This is a genomic window from Paenibacillus suaedae, assembly GCF_032337355.1.
Classification (GTDB): Bacteria; Bacillota; Bacilli; order Paenibacillales; family Paenibacillaceae; genus Paenibacillus_B; species Paenibacillus_B suaedae.
The window spans coordinates 131,575-155,656 of sequence record NZ_JAVYAA010000003.1 but is presented as its reverse complement, the minus strand read 5'-3'; the positions used below and the strand labels follow the sequence as shown (position 1 = coordinate 155,656).

Sequence of the window (24,082 nt, the reverse complement as noted above, 5' to 3'; positions counted from 1 at the left end):
CATTCTCCTCAATTTCCCAAGAATTTTAAAAAGGCGTCAGGTGTAGATGTTTCCACGGTTACATCCAGCGGAGCGACGGAGTCCGGAACCGGATCAGCGGTATTTCGTCTTTCGGCCCCATCGTCCAGACTGGGATTAGGATCAAACCATAACCATCTGCGGTTGAACTTTACCCGTGGCAGCGGTTGCCTGATTTTTCTCCACTCCATTTGGCCAGGAGTTTCACTGACGATCATATGAATATTGGTTCCTCCAAATCCAAATGAACTGATCCCCGCTCGGCGGATTCCCTCCCTGGGTTTCCACTCCTGTATCCTCGTATTCGGATAAAAAGGTGAACTCTCAAATTCAAAGCGCGGATTAGGAGTCTCACAATTTAAGGTTGGCGGCAATTGTTTGTGATGAAGGGATAATACTACTTTAATGAAGCTCGCTATCCCCGCCGCACTGAGCAGATGACCCAGATTGGTTTTTACGCTGCCCACCGCGCAGAATTGTTTTTCCATGGTGGATTCCTGGAACACCTTGGTTAGGGCTTTCAATTCAATGGGATCGCCGATCATGGTGCCCGTACCGTGGTTTTCAATATAACTGATGGAAGCAGGATTGACTCCGGCCTTGAGTAACGCTTCCTGAATCACATTACTTTGGGCTTCCGGATTGGGAGTGGTGATCCCCATGGTTCGGCCGTCATTGTTGATTGCCGAAGCTTCAATCACCGCATAGATTTGATCACCATCAGCCATTGCTTTGTCCAACCTTTTCAATAATACGGCCCCACAACCTTCACCAGGCACGAAACCATTGGCTTTTTCGTCAAAAGTATGGCATTTTCCATCCGGGGAGAGGGCCCGGCCTTCACTTAAGACAATATACGATTTCTCGTCCAGCAAGATATCCACTCCCCCGGCAAGAGCTAACTCAGATTCATGCAGCATTAAACTCTGGCAAGCCAAATGAATACTTACCATCGACGAAGAGCATGCGGTATCCACTACCATGTTCGGACCTTTCAGATTGAGGAAATGGGCGGCATAGGACGCGATGAAGTTCTGACCTGTGCCAGTAACACTATTTTTCAACATTTTGGGGATTCGGGAGGCAAAATACCCTACCCGCGAACCCGCGAAAATTCCAACTTTCTTGTTGGACAACTCTTCCCGCGTATACCCCGCATCTTGGAAAGTTTCGACGCTGACCTCCAAAAACTGACGGATGAGCGGATCCATTTGCAGCGCTTCATCTTCACTGATATTAAAGAATTCGGGATCGAAATACTCAATATCATCAATGAAGCCACCCCATTTGCTAATGCTCTTTCCAGACTGATATTCGGAGGAATAATATCGCTGGATATCCCAGCGGGAAATGGGGACTTCTCTGATACTGCTCCGCCCAGCCACCAAATTCGCCCAATAATTTTCTTTGTCGTTAGCCCCTGGGAAATGGCAGGCGATACCGATGACGGCGACCTTGAACCCCTCTGGTTCAACGGCACTGACAATACCATGATTTCGGCTACCCCCATTTTCTTTGGTTCGGAGCTCCCTACCGTTTCGGAACGTAATCCGGTATGATTTCCGCTCCTCAGGTACCGGTTGCGGCGCTGCGGAAACTGTTGGCGGTGGTGTCTCCTGATGCTCCTGACGATCCAAATAACTCCCCAACGACGATAATGTCGGATATTCTAAAAATACTCCAGGTTCCAGATTCCGCCGGAACCTGACCTCCACTTTTTTGACAAGTTCGGCAAGCAAAATGGAATCCACTCCAAAATCCGCGAAATTGGTAGTTTCATTTAGCTGATCTTCCGGAATTTTCAGTTCTTCCGCAAATAATGCTTTCAACGCGTGGATCGTACCCGTGGTGCCCCTTTCCGGTTGCGATTTAGGCGTTGGAATGGACTCATGTACGGTTCGTGCCTTCAAGGTTTGTTTCATATATAGCAATCCGTCCGGATTAAATTGATCCGCTACTGCCAAACATGGCATAATCTGTGATCGATTGGTGAATTGCAAGACATTATCGAATAATGCAAGACCTTCTGACACCAAAAGCGGAGCAAATCCTAACTTATAATAGAAAGGGGCGGTTTCGGAAGCCATTCCGGTACCCGTCCACACTGGCCAATTAATGGATTTGTAATATCCATATCCTTGCCGCTTCTGATAAGCAGAAAAATAATCCAAATAGGCGTTGGCGGTTGCATAATCGCTGACCCCCGCGGCCAGAGCTGGAATCAGCCCGGAAACGGAAGAAAATAAAATAAAGAATTGCAGCGGGTCGTTTTTGAAGAGCTCATGCAACACTTCCAAACCATCCATTTTCGGTTCTACTACTTGTTGGATGTCTCGTGCGGTTTTATGGATAAAAGCCGGATTGGTTTGGGTTAGGGTTCCCGCGCAATGAACGACTCCGCCGATATCTCCCATCCGCCGTCTTACTCCTTGGAAGAACTCCTCCAGTTCAACGCGCTGTATCAAGGAACCCGTGTATATCTCGAAGTTTGCCCCTGCGTCTTCCAGCGACAGCAAAGCTTTTAATTTTGCGGCAACTCCAGGATCTGTATCGGGACTGCCGGCTAACATCCGCCACTGGCTGCGGCTCGGCAATTGCTGAACTCCCATTAGAACCAGCTTCCGGGTTCCATTGCGGACCAGATGTTTGGCGATTTCCACCCCGATTCCCCGGGTTCCTCCGGTGATTACGATCACTTGCTCGGGATTTACGACAAGGCCACCGGCTCTTCCCATTCCCGGATCTATTCGTTTCAGATATGGAAGGTACCGCTTTCCTTCCCAGTAACCGATCTCGCCCTCTATGTCTTGATAGCCCAGCTCCCGCTGGATTATTTCTGCCCATTCCTCGGCCTGATCCAACGATAAATCAGTGTCAATGGTTTTGGAATTAACCTTCTGATATTCAGCGCCCAGCATTTTTACGAGTCCGGCCATGCCCGCTCCGTCTAACGACGGTTGAACCACTTGAAACCCATGTAATCCCCTGGTTGTATGAATGATAGTGAGCGGTTTAGGATTGATCGCTTTGATTAGTTCCTGCAGCAAGGACACTTTACCCATAGCCAAGCGGCCGGTTCCAGTAGGGCGGCTGTGCAAGTCGGATATATCAATTATCGTCGTAATTTCGGCTTTCTGTTTCAGGATTTCCTGAATCATCCTAGCACCTTGAGCCGGGTCATTGAAATTTAATCCATACTCTTGATTGGATTTCATTTTCATTTCGAAATTCCGTGTGTCTTCAATAAAAATATAAGAACCGGGATTTCCACTACGAAGCAGACCAACCAGCGTTTTCGTTTCTTCATTCCCCAAAATGATTGTAGTTCCTAAAGTTTTTCCGATATTAGAGCCAGTAATCTCTGATGCTCGCCATGATTTTTCGAGGAAATATTCAGTTTTCGTTCCTTTTCCCGATTGCGCCGTTTCTTGATTACGGTCAATATTGATGTCCGCCAATTGGATCTGTTCGATGACCGCCAAAATCCGGCCGTCAACTGAAGTAACTTTTGCATCAAATACTTTTTCTTTTGGTTCGGCAAGTTGATTGGAGACCTGAATATTTACATAGCCCGTTTCAGAGAGCGGTTGAACCAGTTTTACCCGGGCTGCTTTAAACAGGGCTTTCTTTTGGCTGTCCACCGCCCCAGTGTTGGCCCCAAGCGCCATGATGACCTGGGGGATCGCTTCCAGTATCACCGGATGGAGTCCCATTTCCGGCAATGTTGCTTTGGACTGGGAGGGAAGTTCGAAGCGGGCCAGAGCCACTCCATTATTGGCGAAAAATTCCCGAATCATTTGCAGCCCGGCTCCATACTTCATTCCGTTCCTTTCCATGAGTTGATAAAACTCCGACGCTTGGAATCGATATTGACAATCGGCTTGTAACGTTCCAATACTGATAAATTCCGGCGGGATAGAATCGGAGTCCGCGGTAACGGAACAATCTCCTTGGGCAGATATTTTCTTCTGTCCATCATTGGTTATCGTACGAATTTCCCATTTCATGCTTTCGCCGGAAGGATAGAAACCTATCTCCACTTCCCGTGTCTCATTCAAAGGAATCGGGGGACCCCAAGCCACATTCGTTAATTCTTTCACCTGAAGTGGTTGGTTTGCCAGGCTCCCAGCAGCCCAAGCCATCTCCAAATAGATGATGCCCGGAACGACCTGCAGATCACCTATCCGGTATTCTGATACTAACTGTTCTTCGGCGGCAAATTCTTTCTTGAAGCATAGCCCGGCCACAGTGGACTCGTTACGGTCAATCAGTGGATGCAGCCGGGACACTAGCGGCTTGGCCTCCGTAGATTCCACCGGGGATACCCAATACCGTTCTCCGGCAAACGGATACCCTGGGAGAGTGATTCGGGCGGGAAAACGTCCAGGATATAACTGTTTCCAATCGATATCAATCCCGCTTATCCAAAGCTGCGCTAACTTCCCCAATTGGCGCTCTTCAATGATAATCCGCAGAAATTCCCGACCCTCCCTACCGCTGACAAGCAACTGGGAGTTCAGCCGGTTATCCCGGACATTGCCTGTATATGCATCCTGAATATCCGTATTCCCTTCGCTAAAAGCGATTAACCGATCCACCAACTGCTCTTGACTGGAAGCGACAATTGCTAACCGCTCATCCATGGATTCCCGTGCGGTCTGAAGAGTAAAAGCCAGATCCGCCAAGGAGACTGGTTCCCAGACATCTTCTGAGGTTCCTGTGTCGGAATCCCTGTAGTAATTAGAGATATTATCTAGGTGGGTCTGGAGTAGGTAATTACTCAAAGCTGCAAAGGTTGGATAATCGAAAAATAATGCGGCACCGATCTCCAAATGATACATCTCATTCAGTTGGCTAGCTAAATCAGCCAGGCTAAACTGATCTAAACCATATTCAACGAACTCGGTAGCGGCCACTTCAGATTCGCTAATGCGCAATATTTCCGCAACCCTCTTCACCAAATCATGCTGCACCCGCTTCATTAAATCATTGTCCCGTGGTATAGCTTTAGATTCTCGGGCGGTGTTTTGCAAAAATTCTACCATTCTCTTGGCATAGACTTTAATCCGTTCATCGTTTTTGGCAGAAAAGACAAAGATAAATTCCTGATTGCCTGTGTAACTCTCCCGTACCGGAGGGGTATACTCCTCCAGGAGGATATAGGCATTGGAACCCCCTGCACCAAAGGAACTTACTCCTGCCCGTAACGGATAACGTTTCGCGATACCATTTTCCATGACAAGCGGATTTTCCCATGGGGTTAAATCATGCTGAACATAAAACGGCGTCTGCTCAAACTCGATATGCGGATTCAAGTGATCGGAGTGCAGTGAAGGAACCAATTGCTTATTCTTCATCTGCAGAATCACCTTGGTAATTCCAGCAATGCCCGCGGCCGATTCCAGATGTCCGATGTTGGACTTGGCCGATCCGATGGCGCAATATCGCTTCTCCCGTCCCGCGTCACCCTCGGTAAACCCTTGAAAAGCATTGACCAAACCGGTAATTTCAATAGGATCGCCCAGGGATGTTCCGGTTCCGTGTGCCTCGATATAACTGACGGTACGTGGGTCAATCTGGGCCTTCTTCAGTGTCTCCGCAATCAGATCCGCTTGAGCGGTAGGGTTAGGAACCGTATAACCATTGGTCTTTCCTCCGTGGTTTACCGAACTGGCTTTAATAACCGCGTAAATCTGATCCTCATCAGCGATGGCCCGGTGTAACGGTTTTAAAAGGACTGCACCTACTCCCTCACCCGGCACGTAACCGTCCCCGCCTTCCCCAAAACTGCGGCAACGACCATCGCTCGCGAGAAATTTCCCTTGGCTCAGTTGCAAATATTTGTTGGGATGAAGGGATAGATTGACTCCACCGGCAATTGCAACTTCACTTTCCCCGTTACGGATACTGTCACAAGCCAAATGAATCGCAGTCAATGACGATGAGCACATCGTATCCAGCGCAATGCTTGGTCCCCGGAAATTGCAATAATAAGAAACCCGGTTGGCGATGGACGCATACGATGAGCCGGGAGATATCCCACTGCTACCCCCATCCAACAACTGATATTGTCCGTACATTACACCGACAAAAACACCAACTTTGTTTTTGGACAATTCCCCACGGGTATACCCCGCATCCTCAAGGGTATGCCAGACTGTTTCCAAAAACAGCCGTTCTTGCGGATCAATGTAGGCCGCTTCTCGGGGGGAAATATTGAAAAACAGCGGATCAAACAGGTCAACACCGTTAATAAATCCACCCCATTTGCTATAGCTTTTGCCTCGGACACTCTTATCGGAATCAAAATAATCTTCATACGCCCATCGTTCACGAGGAATCTCGGTTATACAGTCTTTGCCGCTTTTTAAATTCTCCCAAAATTCATGAAGATCAGCGGCCATAGGATACCGACCGCTAACGCCGATAATAGCAATGTCTTCGATCGCTTGGTTCTTCAGGTTATGTTCATCGAAACTAGTGGTTATAAATCGGGATCGGGATACCATTTCCCCCACCGGATCTGGGGCCTGGGCTTTGACTATCGGCTGTGCCGGTTTCTTGCCCAGCTTGGCCACCTTTTCCGGATGATATTTGATAAAGTAAGTAGCCAACTCCGCTACACTTTTGTATTCAAAGAATAACGTTTTCGAAAGACTACCGAAGAAACTTTCCAACGCCCCGCTCAAGTTTAAGACCATTACGGAATCTATCCCGTATTGTTCCAGCGGCGCCTGAGCATCCATTTTATGAACCGGCAGTTTAATCTCCTTGGACAGGGTGACTTTGATATAGGTTTCCACTTCATCCCGGAATTGTTCGGCGGACGAATTCTCTTGAACTTGCGACTGAGTTACAACAGGTTTTGCCGGCTCTGGATTAAGGAAACGGTTGATTTTTTCCGGTTCTCCCGCCAAGACAATCAGTTGGGAAAGTCCCGCGGCCATGCCTGTTTCAAAAATCCGTATGCCTTCGGCATCACTAAGAGGCATGAGACCGGCTTGACGCATAAGGGATATGGCATTCTCATCTACCCTCATTCCACCATTTTCCCAAAGCGGCCAGTTGATGGCCATGGTTTTCCCTGGCGCGTTCTCCCGGATTCGAACATCCACGAAATAATCCATGAAACTGTTGGCATAAGCGTAATCGATTTGGCCAATATTCCCGATGATGGCGGAAGTGGACGAGAAAAGTGTGAAAAAGTCCAGATTCTCCTCCCGGGTAGACTCGTGTAAATGAATGGTGCCGTAAATTTTAGCAGCCAGAACCTCATTTATTTCCTCGTTCGTTTTCCGTAAGGCTAATGAATCCCGGAGTACCCCCGCGCTGTGAATAATTCCGTTAATCTGGCTGAATTTGGACTTGATTGTTCGCACCAGCTCAATCACATCTTCACGTTTAGAGACATCCGCTGCTACATACATGACCTCGGCACCAGACATTTCTAGGGCTCGCAATTTGCTTTCCGTTTCGGCAGTCAACTGGGAACGGCCCACCAGCACCAATTTAGCCTTAAACTGCTCTGCCAAATGACGGGCAAATATAAAGCCTAATCCCCCTACTCCGCCGGTAATCAAGTAGACACCCTTCTCCCGCCAAATGTCGGTGGATAGTTGCACTTTAACTTCCGGTTGATGTTCCTGAAGTTGATGAATATAACGAGATTGTGCATCATAACGTACTTCTACCGGAATATTCTGAGAGTGTTGAAGTTCCCGGCAAACTAACTCCGCAATCCATCCCATATGATTTGAATTGCTTCCAGGCGACTCCATATCTCCGCGGATTTCGACGATTTGGTAGTTCAATCCCGGATATTCAAGACGGATGGTTTTCATAAATGCGCCCAATGCCGCATCCAATGGCTGAATATCCTGATTAGGAGATTCATAGAGATACAACAGACGAATCTCTCGGTTCAGGTTCCTCTGGATTAAGGCCCTGGTCATTTGGAGCAACGAAAAAACGCCCTGGGTAAGTCGTGTTTTGATGGATGACTCCCGGGTGGTGAAACTTTCATATGGCATCCGGTAAATGATATTTTTCAAGTTACTATTTTGGTCTAGCAAATGATCTAGTAACTTCAGATATGCTTGGGGATCATCCATCTTCATGGAATATACTCCCGCTTCCAAATCCCGATCCGTTGCGCCCGGTTTGACGAGAATCACATGGGAACTGTCATTCCGAAGCTCGCATCTTTCCCGTAAAGAGCTGGCAAAGGCAGCCCCGCTATCAAAAATGATCGTATCCCCTAACGGTTGATTCCCCGGTTCAATCGCCAAGTCCATCGGGATCCAGTCATGTTGATAATAAATCGTGCGTTGAGAAGTAGAATTACCGTGCGGCAAAGCAGTCGTTGCAGCCGCTTTCAAAGTAAAACCCTTCAGCCGAATCAAAATATCCCCCGTTACATCAGCAAGTTCAATATTATATTTGGGCATTTCCGGAGTCGAATCATCGGACACTGTAACATAGGCGAAGCATTTCAACGGTAACGGGCCGAAGATGACCAACTCATCCAGTGCATAGGGCAGAAACCGCATTTTCAGATGGGCCTCTGCTAGTTGGGTAAATCCGGCCACCGTTTGAAACGCCCCATCCAATAGGGATGGATGTAGAATATATTTTGAAAAATCGGCTTCCAAAAACCCGGCCACTTCCAGTTGCGCCAAACATTCATTCTCATTGATGAATAATTTTTGGATGGTTTGGAACCCGGGTCCGTATTGGAACCCAATCTTTTGGAACTCCGAATAGCATTCAGCCCCATCCTTCACCACAGAGAATCTTCGTTGAATCTTTTCCGGCTGAATGGAGCTAGTCTCCATCATCTCCTCTGGATTAGCGAAATACAGCTTACCGCCGGAATGAACCACACCAGATCGGCTCTCGGAATCGGTCATTATTTCAAAATCCACGCCGCCGCCTTCAGGATATAGATGAATCCGTACCTGTCTGGATTCATCGCTAATTCCAATGGGGCTCATCCATATCACATTTTGGATCCTGCGTACTTGCCGGTCTTGAATAGCCAAATTTCCTGCGGCAACGGCCATCTCCAAATATGCCGAGCCAGGCAAAATCATCCCCCCTGATATCATGTGATCCTGGAGATAGAACTCATCAGGGGTCATGAGTTTTTGATAACATTGTCGCTCCAAGGTCGATTCATTGGTGTCGATGAGGGGATGAAGGTTTGAAAAACCAACAGTGCTTGGTGTTTCTATGGTTGGAATCCAATAACGTTCCTCCTCAAAGGGATAGGAAGGCAATGAACCCCTCCGAGGCATATCATTTCCATATTCGACTTCCCATGGTATGGCAACACCGGATACCCATAATTTAGCGAGTTGTTCCGGTTCTCCTTTTTGAATCAGGGCATGCACAAAAGCTTTCCCCTCATCTCCTTCGATAGGGAGCAAGTTGGAAGCTGTCTTATCCCGGAGTGAACCAGAATACACCCCGTCCTGGTTCCCCCTGGTTTCTAGATACCGGGTCAGTTTCTCCTTCAGTTCGGAATATCCAGCGGCCACCACGGCCACACGCTCATCCATATCCTCACGCCCGACCTGCAACGTGTAGATGAAATCTCTAAATGGAATCATTCCTCTAGCATCCACCCGGGTTGGATCGCAGATTTTTTCTATCCAGCTATGAAAAACGTGCAAATATTTTCTCAGAGCGGCGGGGGTTTTCGCGGAAAACACCGCCACGCGGGGCTGTGTATCCAGTTTCGCCGGAGCATCCGGAGCAAGGTATTCCTCCAGTATGATATGGGCATTAGAGCCTCCCGCACCAAACGAACTAATCCCCGCCCGACGCGGATATTCCCGATCAGTACCATCCTCCCGGATTACTGGCCGGTTCCACCCGGTAAGTTCGTGCTGGACATAGAAGGGGGATTCTTGAAAATTAATATTGGGATTCAATTGCTCCGAATGAATAGACGGAACCAATTGCTGGTATTTCATCTGCAGAATGATCTTGGTCAGCCCTGCAATACCCGCCGCCGACTCCAAGTGCCCGATATTCGATTTGGCGGAGCCAATCGAACAATACTGCTTATCTTGGGTATAGTCCCGGAAAGACTTGATCAAACCTGCAATCTCAATAGGATCTCCCAGTGAAGTTCCAGTACCATGAGCCTCAATACAACTGATACTTCGAGGGCTCACGCCGGCATTTTTGATAGCACGGCTTATCAGATTCGCTTGTGCATTGGGATTGGGTACGGTAAAGCCGTTGGTCTTCCCGCCATGATTAATGGAACTCCCCTTGATGACCGCATAAATATGATCCCCATCCTGGACTGCCTGTTGAAATGGTTTTATCAGAATCGCACCTACGCCTTCCCCTGGAACATACCCATCCCCGTCAACCCCGAAACTGCGACACCTGCCATCGCTCGCTGCAAATTTCCCCTGGCTTAACTGCAGATGTTTCATAGGATGAATGGTGAGATTCACACCGCCAGCGATGGCCTGACTGCATTCGCCACGGAGAATACTCTCACAGGCCAAATGTATCGCCGTCAATGACGAGGAACACATTGTGTCCACGGCAATGCTCGGACCCTGAAAATCAAAAAAATAGGATATCCGGTTAGCGATGGCGGAGAAGGAAGATGTATTGGCAATCATATTCCCCTTTTGCATCTCTTCTGCACCGAATAACTGATATTGGCTGTACATCACCCCAACAAATACGCCTACGTTTTTTTGCAAGCCATTCCGGGTGTACCCGGCATCCTCCAGAGTATGCCATACGGTCTCCAGGAACAACCGTTCCTGGGGATCCATGAACTCGGCTTCAATGGGCGAAATATTGAAAAACAGCGGGTCAAATCGATCATAACCATCAATAAACCCACCCCATTTGGAGTAACTGACTCCGCGTTTGGTTTTGTCGGGATCATAGAATCGATGATAATCCCAACGCTCCGGAGGGATCTCCACAATGCTATCCCGCCCCATCTTCAGGTTTTCCCAAAATTCTTCGATATTCCTTGCTTCAGGATAGCGCCCGCTGACTCCAATAATAGCAATATCTCGGCTCTGAGCCGTCTCCACCTGATTAGCCCGGGAACGTTCATCCAAAAAACGGGTCCGCTTACGTTCCTGGTTTTTCACGCTATCTATCGGTTTCGCGTGAGGGATAGGCGGTTCAGACTGACGTTCGTTGCCGCCAATTTTGGTCAGTAATTGTTGTGAATGATTCTCTATAAAATAATTGGCCAGTTCATGGAGATTTTGATATTCAAAAAACAAGGTCTTGGACAATTCTCCAAAATGACGCTCCAATTCTCGGTTCAAACGGAGGATCATTCCCGAATCAATCCCGTATTTCTCAAACCGCTCCTGGGAATCGATTTTGGAGATAGGCAGTTTGGTTTGATCGGCCAATATTTCCTTTAAGAACGTCTCCGTTTTTTGTCTGAATCGAACTTTTGCTCCCTCATCCAATGCAATTACCGGTACATCGTTGGTATGGGCAGTCGTGTCATGATTCAGTTTCTGGATCCAGTTTTTGATTTTCCCGGCAGCACCGGTCAGGATCACAACCTGAGTTAAAGCGGAATTAAGCGCGGCGCAAAAAGCTTTGACTCCTGCCTCCGTACTCAAAGCTACCAGGCCGGTAGTTTCACTCATTTGACGGAATGAAGCTTCATCAGCGTTCATTCGTCCTTCTTGCCAGAATGGCCAGTTGACGGAGACAGTTTTACCAGGATGTCTCATCGCGGAGCGCCATCCAGAAAACTCATCCAAGAAATTGTTAGCGAAGGCGTAATCACTCTGTCCAACATTTCCGAAGACTCCAGCAATAGAAGAGAATACAGCAAAGAATTCCAACGGTTCGGTTTGGGTAAATTCATCCAAGTAAACTGTACCGTATACTTTTGGTGCTAATACAGCGTCCATCTCCGCCCGATCCTTTTTCAGTACAAATGAATCTTTTAAGATCCCTGCGCTATGAATTACTCCATGAATATTTTTAAACTGAGCTTTAGCTTTCGCTATCAATTGCTCCACGTCCGCCCTTTTGGCGATATCCGCCTGGACATAGATCGCTTCTGCACCCAAGGATTCCAGTTCCTGCAACAGGTGGCGTCCATGATCATTGATCTCGGAACGACCCACTAGGATTAGCTTTGCCTGAACTTCCTGTGCTAGGTATTTTGCGAAAATAGATCCCAGACCTCCGGTTCCTCCAGTAATCAGATAAACTCCACCGGCATGGAACGGTAACCGGTTCACTTCCGTATCCAATGTAACGTCAACATATCGTTTCACCTGCCGCAAGCCGTTCTCATAGCGAATCTCCGCCGTTCCCACTATATCCACGGCCATTTCACGCTTCAGCAATTCGGCTAAAGACTCTGACGTTCGCAATGAGTCTGAACTCGCATCCATCCCAATTGTCTTCACCGCAAATTGTGGATTTTCCTGGCAAATGGTCTTCGCAAAACCACTGACCGCTGCATATACGGGTTGGGGGAGGCTTCCCAGATCCCTGGGATGAGCCTCTCCAGAATAGGCATACAACAATTGAACTGGATGCTTCATTTTTTGTTCCATTAGCGTCCGACAAAGATGATAAACCGAATAAATACCATGTTCCAATTGCCTTTGCAAGGCAACCGCTTCGGGTGAAAAATAGGCGTTCGACCACCCATGAATGATTTTTTTGGGAGTCAGCTGCTGCTGCTCTAACTCCCGGAGTAATAACAAGTAATCATCAGGGATCCCAGGGTTGATTTCAATGGTATCTTCACCCAGATTACGGTACCGTTCCCCGGATTTCACCAAAATCAACCGGGCGCCGGTGAGATTATGGAGGCTGGCGGCCAATGCGGTGTCGTCGGTGAAAATTACGATACAATCCACAGACTTGATAGGATCGGGGTTGAAATCCAGCACTGTCTCCCAATAACTTTGGCAATATAAAGTTGCCTGATCCATAGAGTCGGAACCCGCTGCGTTGGTTAGAACGCCTAGTTCACCACCGGGGTCGTGTTGCAATGCTTTGATCCGGGATAGCCCTTCTTCGGATGAAATTTGATGTTTGGCGACCATCTCCAATATTTTCATGCGTCCCTGTTCTGATCTAGTCATTTTAAAACCTCCAACAATCGATTTACCTCTTCAACCTGCATTTCGCCCTTTTCCAACCGGTATAGCAAATCCCGGATGGCTTCATCCACCGAAGCATTATCGCCATTATCCAGCGCCGAGTATTGTTTGGCTGAATCTCCCGATTCCAGTGGGTGGAATTCCCGAATGGCGTATTTTTGAATTTTGGCAACGACCTGTCCATCCATTGCGGCAATCTGGATGTCGAATGTCTGGAGCCCCAAGTTACCTGGGGATTCCGTGTTGGAGAAGGTAACATACGCATAACAATGAGCCGGAATTGGGCCGAAAATCTCCAGTTCCTCAATTGAAAAAGGAAGCATCAAAGCCCCTTCCCCAGCAGCGAAATCTCTTGCTAAGTGAACGACGGTCTGGAGAGCGCCGTCCATCAGCACCGGGTGTAGCCCGTAATCAGCCAACCCTTCCTGCAAGCACGATGGTAATTCCAGATAGGATAATACTTCGGTTTCATTCCGGTAGATGTAGCGCTGCGTCCGGAAACTCAATCCGAACTCGATACCGATTACCTGTAGTTTCTGATACATCATATCGTCAATCACAGTTTGTATAGATCGTTGTTTGATCGTTTCAATATTGATTCTTTCATCCTTCGGTGTAACAGATTGGTCAGTAGTGAAAATTGCCTGTCCCTGGGCATGGATCATTGAACCAACCCCGGCATGAGTGACGAATTCAATAGCTACAACGTTATGCTCGGGAACTAAACAAATATCTAGAGTTTGGGAATCGTCCCCCGCCCTGAAAGGCTGAACCCACATAATATTCTTTAGTTTGGCCACTGGCTGTTCTCCAGCAATCTCCGCTGCTGCCCGGGCCATTTCCAGGTACACCGCTCCTGGCAACACCTTGTGTTTATCAATTACATGATCCCGTAAAAAATACTCATCACCGGATAACAAAGTACTGAATTTTTGTTCCCGCAAGGTCGAGGTATTCCTATCAATACATGGATGCAGTTTAGCCGATGGATACAACCGATGTTGTTCTATCAACCCAGATTTTTCAACCGAGCCCGGAAGCCAGTAACGCTCCCTGGCAAAAGGATACGGCGGTAGTGGAACTCTTCCGGGATTTTTCCCTTCATGGCAAATATTCCAGTCGATTTCATTTCCGGTTACCCATAGTTGTGCAATTTGAACGTATTTACCTTCCGTAATCAGGGCTTGAACAAAAGAATTCCAACTTTTACCCTCAGATAAAAGCGGAGGCTTCCCCAGATCCGGTTTGGTATTCCCTGAAAATAAATTTTCAATGACAGGTTCACCTTGCAGATATTGCTGCAACTTATCAACCAACTCTTCCAAGCTTGATACCACCAACGCTACTCTTTCCTCCATGGCATCTCTGCCGGTTTGCAACGTAAAAGCGATACTAGGGAGGAAACGGTTCGGGTGACCCACCCCCGAGCCGGCTAGCATTTTTTGAACATCATCCAGCATGGATCGGAGATAGACTTGCAACTGATCCTGATTCTTGGCGGAAAAAACGACAATATGTGGTTGACCGCTATATGTCCCGGATAAATCGATGGTATTCTGATGCTCTTCCAGGACAATGTGAGCATTGACGCCTCCAATCCCAAAGGAACTGATTCCCGCCCGCCGAGGGATTTCCTGTCCAGAACTATCCACTAGCGGCTCCCAAGGTTGGGTCTGTTGGATAATGTAAAATGGGCTTCCTTCCAGTTTGATATAGGGATTCAGTTCCTCAAAATGAAGAACGGGCGGTAATTTTTTATATTTCAGTGACAGCATGACTTTAAGGAACCCTGCAATTCCTGATGCAGATTCCAAATGGCCGATATTTGTCTTGACCGCGCCCAGACCACAATGAGGCGTTGGCGGGTTCTGTAAACCCCATTTCTGATAAAGATTGCGAAACGCATCTTTCAGTGCTTCGATTTCCACTGGATCTCCTAAGCTGGTACCCGTCCCATGAGTCTCAATATAACTAACAGTGGAAGGATCAATCCCTGCTTTTTGATAAACGTCGGTTAATAAATCTGCTTGCGCGCCGGCGTTGGGTGCGGTCAATGAAGTGGCATGACCGCCGTGATTTACGGAAGAAGCTTTAATCACCACATAAATATGATCCCCATCCGCTAGGGCCTTGTGCAAAGGCTTTAATAGGATTGCCCCAGCACCTTCACCCCGGACATAACCGTTTGCCCGTTTATCAAACGTTTTGCAACGGCCATCCTGGGAAAGCATTCCGGATGCGCTTTGATACACATATAAATTAGGGCTAACAATAATATTTATACCGCCTGCCAGTGCCATCTCGCAGTTTCCTGACTGAATGGCCTCCACCGCCCGGTTAATGGCCACTAACGAACTGGAACAAGCTGTATCCACTGGTTCACTAGGACCATGAATATCCAGTAAATAGGAGATTCGGTTGGCCAGCAAGGAATGGGTTACGACGGGAGTCTTATTCTCTTTGATTAACAACTCTTTATAATCAGCATTGGACACTCCAATAAACATACCGGTCTGAGTTCCCGAAAAATCCTTCGCCTTATATCCCGCATCCCAAATGGTTTTCCAGACCACTTCGATCATGATCCGTTCTTGAGGATCCATCATTTCCGCATCCCGAGGGGCAATGCCGAAGAACAGGGGATCGAATTTATCCACTTCTCGCATAAAACCGCCCCATTTAATGTTCGTCTGAAATGACTCACCGTTGGGTTCACCATAGATGGCTTCCCAATTCCAGCGATCCTCAGGAATCTCGGTTATTAGATCCTGCTGGCTCTCCATATTCCGCCAAAATTCGTCCAAATCATCAGATTGAGGCATCACGCCACTCATCCCGATTACAGCCACCGGTTCCGGGGTATTATCGTAACCTTCATTTCGCGGTAGACTCATGTTTTCGAACCGGGATCGAAATCCAATGTTAGGTTGTGTCTTAAGCTCTGCCGGATTCTCTGACTGGTACCGTGACGGTTTCTCGGCGGCGAGTGGCGATTTTTTATGAAAATAACGAGCCATCGCTTCGTGATGTTCATTAATTAGGCACAAAGCCAACGCGCCCGGAGTCGTATGTTTGAAGAAAAGCGCTGGTGTAATGTCGATTTTGAATGTTTCATTAAGATGATTAGCAAGTTCAGTCAAGGTGATGGAATCAAACCCGATACCGCTCATATTGTCATCCAACTTGAGCTTCGCTTCGTCATATTTTAAGATTCCGGCCATGATATGAATCAGTTCTTTCCGGATCTGTGGCAGCAGGGATTCCCCCTGCCCGTGACCGGGCTGTGTTCCGGTTGCCGGAACCTGTTGGGGGATTTCCAAACGCAATAAACGTCGCAATTTAGAAAGGTCGCCTTGCAGAAAAACGAATTGAGACATGGATTCACCCAGCGCGGTTTCAAAAGCATTCAAACCTGTTTCATTGCTGATGGGAGTCATCCCCAAATTCGCCAGCATATTTTGGATTTTGTGATCCACCTGCATCCCGCCGTTCATCCATAAAGGCCAATTGAGGGAGAGGGTTTTCCCAGGGCGATTTTGTTCTCCCCGCCAAGCAGCAAAACCATCTAGAAAGCTATTAGCGTACGCATAGTCGCTTTGGCCGACATTTCCTGTAACAGCGGTAATGGATGAAAACAAGGCGAAAAAGTCCAACTGTTCGCTGTGAGTGGCTTCATCCAGGTATACCGCGCCATAAACCTTGGGCGCCAATACCGCTTCAAAATCCTCTAGGTTCTTCTCCCGGATTAAGGAATCACGGATGACTCCTGCGCTGTGTATAATTCCGTGAATTCCGGAGAATCGGTGTTTTACCCGGCTTATCAAATCCATTACGGCGTTCCGACTGGATAAGTCCGCGCTTATATATGTCACTTCCGCCCCTGCAGCTTCCAGCCCCTTGATTTTCATCAATAGTTCCGGAGACAACACTGGAGTCCGGCCGGTTAAAACCAGTTTGGCCCGGCACTTTTTCGCTAGGTACTCGGCAAAAATTAGCCCCAATCCACCAGTGCCGCCGGTAATCAAATAAACTCCCCGCTCCCGCAATGGCAAATCACTGAAGGACGCCGCATCCGGAATAAACTCCCGCCAAGTTCTAACCCACCGTTGGCCGTCCTGATAACGCAGTTCGATGTCTTCCGGATTGCCCTGGGTAAACTCTCGGAGCATCCACTCCACTTCACCCTCGTTGAGTGAATCAGGTGTGGGAGCGATCCGGTATCCTATCGTTTTTATGTGGAGATTGGGATTCTCCATGCGGTTGGTTTTGGCAAAGCCACCGACCGCCGAATATTGTGGTTGGATAAGATATTGCGTGCCCACGCCTTTTTCCCCCCGAAGAGCTTCAAAGTAAACATAGAGCAACTTCACGTTCAGGCCGGGATGGGTTTCCAAATACGCGCGGCTTACATACAACATTGAATCAATACTTCGGGCCAACTGATCAGCCAGCGTATCTCCTCTGCCAGTGAATGATTCCTGCGACCAAAGATGTAACACTTTTTGTGGAGTTTTTTTCCGCTCATGAAGTAACCCCAACAGTTTACGGTAATCCTCAGGACATGTGGGACGAATTTCAAAGGTGTCATCAGGCAATTCAGTAAAACTCCGACCCGGTTTAACCAAGATGACCTGGTGGAAACCGGAAAGCATTTTTTGCAATCGGACGGCTGTATGGTTCCCAAGATCAAACAACAGCAAAGTACCAAAGGATTCACCCAGAACAGGATTGGAGTTTTTCAAAGGTCGGTTCTCCCAGAGACTCCGAGCACAGATCAGATCCGTATTCACGGCTTTCCCCGCGCCCCCTTTTGCAGCATCCACATTCAAAGCACTGACGGAATAATCCGTTAGCTTGATTACAACTTGACCTTGCCGATCCAACAGCCATACTTGATAGCGCGAGGCGACAGGATCAAGATTCTCCTGCCCAGGCATTTTTTTGGCATATACATAGGTAATCCGCTCTCCTGGCCGAACCAATTCAACTTCTCCCAATACAAACGGCAAATATACCGTATTCGGATCCGCACCATTGTAATAGGCCCAAACCACCACCGTCTGCAACCCACCATCGGTCAGGGTAGGGTGCAATAAATAATCCTCCACCCCCGCTTCCAATTCGGGTGGAATGCCTACTTCCGACAAGGCTTCATTCTGATTGCAATAAAAGGCCTGAATCCCCTTAAATCGGTGGCCAAAATGAACCCCTATATTTTCCAGGTTTTGATAATAGGCATCCGCTTCTTCTTTGCCTCCCTGGCACCGTTCTTTGACCGCTGATACATCCACAAATTCCGGTTGGGCCGGGATGCTGACTCCATTTTCATAGATCAGCCTTCCTTGGCAATGAACGGTATAGGACTCATCTTGCCGCGAGGAATCATCTCCCCGGTGGGAAACCTCAAAGCGAATCTGATCGCCTTCAGGATAAAGTCCGATGGTAACCTGCTTTGGTTCGCCCGGATTTACAGCAATGGGGCTGACCCAGATTATGTTTTTCAGTTTTTTAACCTGAGCGGAACGATTGGCCAAATTGCCGGCCACCCGCAACATCTCCATGTAAACAACACCTGGAAGGATGTTGGAATGATCCTTAATAAAAAACTCTTCCCCGCTGAATGTCTTTCGATAGCATTGTTCCTCCAACGTAGATTCGTTGGAATCAATCAGCACATGTAGTTTGTTTGAACCCGATTGGTTAACGGGTTTGGCAACATGGGGGATCCAATAACGTTCTTTGACAAACGGATACACGGGCAGCGACAATCTGGTAGGTGCTGTTTCCCTGTATAGACCTTTCCAATCGACATCAACACCTTGAATCCAAAGATCGGCAAGGGCAGTTAACTCTCGACGCTGAAGCAAGCTGTTTAGGGACTCTTTCCCGCTACCGTCTTGAGTAATACCGGTTTTACCTTTATTTGCTCGGATATTTCCTTGCATCATCGCCGGAACCATTTGTCCGGAGCAATAAGCAGTCAAGGTCTCTATCAGTTCACTCCGATTGGAAACAACCCACGCCAGCCGTTCATCCATGGACTCTCTGCCGGTTTGCAAGGTATAGGCAATATTTACGAGAAACTCATCCGAGAGCTTCGGGTTGGCTTCAAAAAATGCCAGCATCCGGGCAGCGTATGCCCGAAGCCTTTCTGTATTTTTGGCGGACAATACCATTACGTGTCGGCGTCCGATTACTGGATCCGCCGCCGGCATGGAAACCGCGCCTTCCTCGATGATGATATGGGCATTGACTCCTCCAAAACCGAATGAACTGACCCCCGCAACCCGTGGAATCTCAGTGCCGGTTTCATCCTGGAGACGTTTCCATGGGAGGGTCTGATTCACGATATAAAAGGGAGAGTCCTGTAATTGAATATAGGGATTCCGTTCTTGAAAGTGGATATTGGACGGCAATTTCCCATGTTGCATTGCCAACAATACCTTAATGATCCCGGCAATGCCCGATGCCGATTCCAAATGGCCAATGTTGGTTTTAATGGATCCAAGCCCACAGTGAGGCAACACGGGTTTCTCACAATTCCAATCCCGGTAGAGCTGATCAAAGGCTTTTTTCAATCCGTTGATTTCAATAGGATCTCCCAAGCTGGTTCCCGTACCGTGAGCTTCAATATAGGTAGCCCGGCGCGGATCAAGACCGGACTTGCGCCATGCATCGATTAACAAATCTGCCTGCGCTATTGGATTGGGGGCGGTTAGCGAGTTGGTATGCCCGCCATGGTTTACCGCCGTACCCCGGATCACCCCGTACACGTGGTCGCCCTCAGCTATCGCCCGGTGCAATGGTTTCAGAAAAATGGCTGCGGCTCCTTCCCCACGTACATAACCGTTGGCCCGTTGATCAAAGGTCTTGCAACGTCCGTCTTCACACAACATCCCCGCCTTACCGAAGGTAATGTAAGTGGAAGGGCTGGCGATAACATTGATGCCTCCCGCAATGGCTTCGGAGCAATCTCCATTGCGGATTGCTTCCACCGCCCGGTGGATTGCTACCAGGGAACTGGAACAAGCCGTGTCCACAGGTTCACTCGGTCCATGGAAATCCAGGAGATAGGAGATCCGGTTGGGTAATACCGAATGAAAATTCCCGGTAGCCGTTTGAGCTTGAATACCTATACCCGATTCCTTTAATAAATCGGCATAATCCGCGCTGGAGACTCCGACAAACAACCCTAATTTAGTTCCCGCCAAATCGGAGGCCTTATAACCAGCATCTTCGATGGTCTTCCAAACAACTTCCAAAAAAATTCTTTGTTGAGGATCCATCATTTCCGCTTCGCGAGGGGAGATTCCGAAAAATTGGGCATCAAACTTGTCGACCTCTTTCATAAATCCCCCCCATTTGATGTTGGTCTTATTATGCTCCTTGGGGTCACCGTAACAAGCCTTCCAGTCCCAGCGATCCGCTGGAATTTCAGTGATCAAGTCTCGTTCAGCTTCAATATTGCGCCAAAATTCTTCAAAGTCCTCCGACTGCGGCATTACGCCGCTCATCCCGATGATGGCGATGTAGTTTCCATCTACTGTTCGAGCCGGTTCTGGCGCCGAGCCGGTTCCACAGTTCGTAAATCTCGACATAGGTGATGTTTTCCTATCTTCAACCACAGTTGCCTTACTTTCGGGTTCTGCCGTTGTTGCAGCCACCGAAGCGATTGTATCTTGATAATACTTGTCCAACTGCGGCTCGTATTCCGCCAGAATCGCCCGGGCAAAAGAGTCCAGGGATCGGTGTTCAAAGAAAAGTGAAGGTGTAACTCCTATATTGAACTGGTCATTAAGCAAATTGCTGAATTGGGTAAATGTAACCGAATCAAAGCCAAACTCGCTCATTTCCGCATGGACATCTACATCTTCTTCACTGATTTTTAGGATTTTCACAACTCCTGCCAGCAAATCCCGTTGAATATTGAGCAACAGTTGCTCCGATTCCATGTTATTCGATACAATTGTTGATTTGCAGAGTGGATCCACCGTTTCTATGCTTTCCAATACCTCTTGTTCTTCCACTGAAGCCGTTCCGGCAGAATTCTCATAAGCTATTAGAAACTGCGTCTGATACCGGGCCAACATCTCTTTAGAAAAGGAGATCAGAGATCGGAATTCAAACAAATCCGAAGGCATGATCCCCAAATTGAATCTCTCATTCAGCAGGTTGCTATATTGGGTAAACGTGACGGAATCAAAGCCAAATTCGCTTAAATCCGCCTCGATGTCAATTTCTCCTGGACTAATCTTCAGAATATCAGCGACTCCGGTTGCGAAGTCTCGTTGAATTCTTTGCAACAGCCTGTCTTCATTCAGCGCCACCTGCGGGGGAATAGCAGCGGATCCGGACGTGACAGGTGCAGATTTTCTACTGAAGAATCGGCGGATTTTACCACTATCCCCCTCAATTACGGTAATTTCAGATTCCGGCCGGCCAAGGCCCTCCATCATGATTTGGAACCCGGAGGCTGCGTTTATGGGTTTCATACCTACAGCGCCACGGAGCATAGCGGCCGTAGCATCATTGACCTTCATACCACCGTCTTCCCATAACGGCCAATGAATCGCCAACACCTTCCCCAACCGGGGTTCTTGCGACCGCATTGCCGCATATTGTCCAATAAAGCCATTAGCGAACGCATAGTCACTCTGACCGGGATTTCCGGTAACCGCAGCCAATGATGAGAACATTACAAAGAAATCTAGCGTTTCATCGACCAGCGCCTCATCCAAGAAAATAGTCCCGAATACCTTGGGCGCCAACACCTTTTCCGTCTCCGTCAAAGTTTTCCGGCGGATGGAGTTATCATGAATGACTCCGGCGCAATGGATTACCCCGTGAATCGTTCCAAACCGGGACTTGACCGTTTGCACCAAACGGGAAGCTTGATCGGACTTAGAAATATCTGCTTTTACATAGATGACTTCAGCTCCCAGATCTTCCATTTCCCGAATCCTTAGTTCCCGGGCGGCGTCCAAATCAGAACGGCCCGATAAGACCAGCTTCACTCTGCTATGCCGCGCCAGGCAATTTGCGATATTTAGCCCCAAGCCCCCTGCCCCACCAGTAATTAAATAGACACCGTTGGGTTTAAACGGAGAGATTTGAGATGCCACCGGTTCCGAGGAAACAGTCGGGACAAATTCCCGGATCTCCTTCACCCATCGTCCAGTGTCATCATAACGGATCTCCATTTCATCCGCATTGTAAGTTTCTAATTCCAGTTCAAGCATTCCAGATTGAGTTAATATTCCGGATGGATTCCTGGCTGTCCCGTCTTCAATGACCTTGCAAATCAAATCAGGACATTCCGCGTGAACCGATCGGACAAATCCGCTGACAGCAGCATATTGAGGTTGAATTCCGCTTGAATACTTTGATCCCGAGCTTGATGGATACAAATATAACAACTGAATCTTACGTCCGGATAGATTCTCAAGCAAAGCATGGATCAGATGAAATAAAGCATAAAACCCGGTTCGAAGCGTATTTTGTAACACTTCCGAATCCTTGTTAAACAGGACTTGCGACCAGCGGTGAATGAAAATGTCCGGCGTTAGATTGTTTTGCTGAAGTTCAACGATAAGACGCCCGTAATCTTCTGAGCTATCCGGATTGATCTCATATCGGAAATTGTCCAAACTCTGATACATTCGCCCCGGTTTGACATGGATAATCCGAGTTCCGAATCCATAAACTTGTTGCATTGCAGCCGGAAATTGATCATCCGTATCGAAAACCACCATTGTCCGATCTAGCTTCAGAGGGGATGCGCTCTGACCCAAATCCGCTTTTTTCCATTGGCCCTGGAAATAAAGCCGTTCGGCCATTCCGTTAGACACAACCGCTTCTCTGGATTCCTGTTCCAGAACCCGGAAGGAGAAATTCTTCAAAGATACTAGAACTTTACCCGTTTCATCAGCGATCTGGACATTGTATCGTCTCACCGGACTATTTCCGGAATAATCCTGCATGATAACATGGGCGTAGCATTTTCGGGGTAAGGAACCGTAAATCCGGACTTCATTCAATTCAAAGGGTACATATGTTTTTGCGGCATCATCTGTACTGGTGTCTTTCAGCGCAATAATCGACTGCAATGCGCCATCCATTAATGCCGGGTTTAACTGGTATTTTCCATATTCCGACGCAATTTGGGCTGGTAATTCCAAATCTGCTAGCACTTCCGACTTACGGTAATACAGTTTTCGGATAGCACGGAATCGAGTACCATAACGCAAACCACTTTGTTCATAAAGTTGGTAACAGGATTGATCGTCCATAGACTGGAATAATCGATTTTTTAGCGCGTCCAGATCAATAAATTCAGCTGAATCCAAAGGTTCGGATGGATTTGCATAAACTAACCCGCCTTGAACATGAAGGATCCGCTTTTCAGGTTCGGTACCGCTCCACACCTGATACTTCACCTCATCCTGTCCACCATACAGACTGATATTCAATTGAAACGGCTGGGTTCCCTCAGGGGTTTCCACCAACATTGCCGGTCTTATCCAAACCAGATTCCTCATTCCGGTCACTGGCCGGTTGCTGGACAACTTCCCCGCGGTTAGCGCCATTTCTATGTATGCAACCCCCGGAAGCACTTTTCGCCCGTTCACCCGGTGGTCTTCCGTAAAAAACTCCATCCCGGTAAGGGTGGTGCTGAACTTTTGTTCTTCCAGGGTTGAATGATTCCTGTGAACCAAAGGATGTATCTGGCCCGACAACTGATGGCATTGTTCGTCCGTTTTCCTCCCGGTTTGCGACAGCCAGTAGCGCTTACCGTCAAAAGGATAGGTGGGTAAAGAGACAATGCGTGGACGGACTCCGGAGTATAACCCCAACCAATCCACTTCCGTCCCCTGAGCCCAAATCCGTCCTAATTCATGGAGTTCCCTGTTTTTCAACATGTGGCTCAA

Annotated in this window: 2 protein-coding genes; both read right to left on the bottom strand. The window is 48.0% G+C overall.

Features of this window, described 5'->3' with window-relative positions; genetic code table 11:
• Window positions 1-8 precede the first annotated feature (8 nt).
• Window positions 9-13,136: an SDR family NAD(P)-dependent oxidoreductase gene (locus RQP50_RS14150; RefSeq protein ID WP_315745801.1), complete on the bottom strand. Its 13,128-nt coding sequence runs from the start codon at window positions 13,134-13,136 to the stop codon at window positions 9-11.
• Window positions 13,133-24,073, bottom strand: a complete 10,941-nt coding sequence (locus tag RQP50_RS14145) for an SDR family NAD(P)-dependent oxidoreductase (protein WP_449411927.1) — start codon at window positions 24,071-24,073, stop codon at window positions 13,133-13,135. The genes RQP50_RS14150 and RQP50_RS14145 overlap by 4 nt, the downstream gene beginning before the upstream one ends.
• Window positions 24,074-24,082 lie beyond the last annotated feature (9 nt).

Excerpts from the sequence above, each read along its gene's own strand:
- RQP50_RS14145 (WP_449411927.1), bottom strand. The coding sequence starts at position 24,073 with ATGTTGAAAAACAGGGAACTCCATGAATTAGGACGGATTTGGGCTCAG.
- RQP50_RS14150 (WP_315745801.1), bottom strand. The coding sequence starts at position 13,136 with ATGACTAGATCAGAACAGGGACGCATGAAAATATTGGAGATGGTCGCC.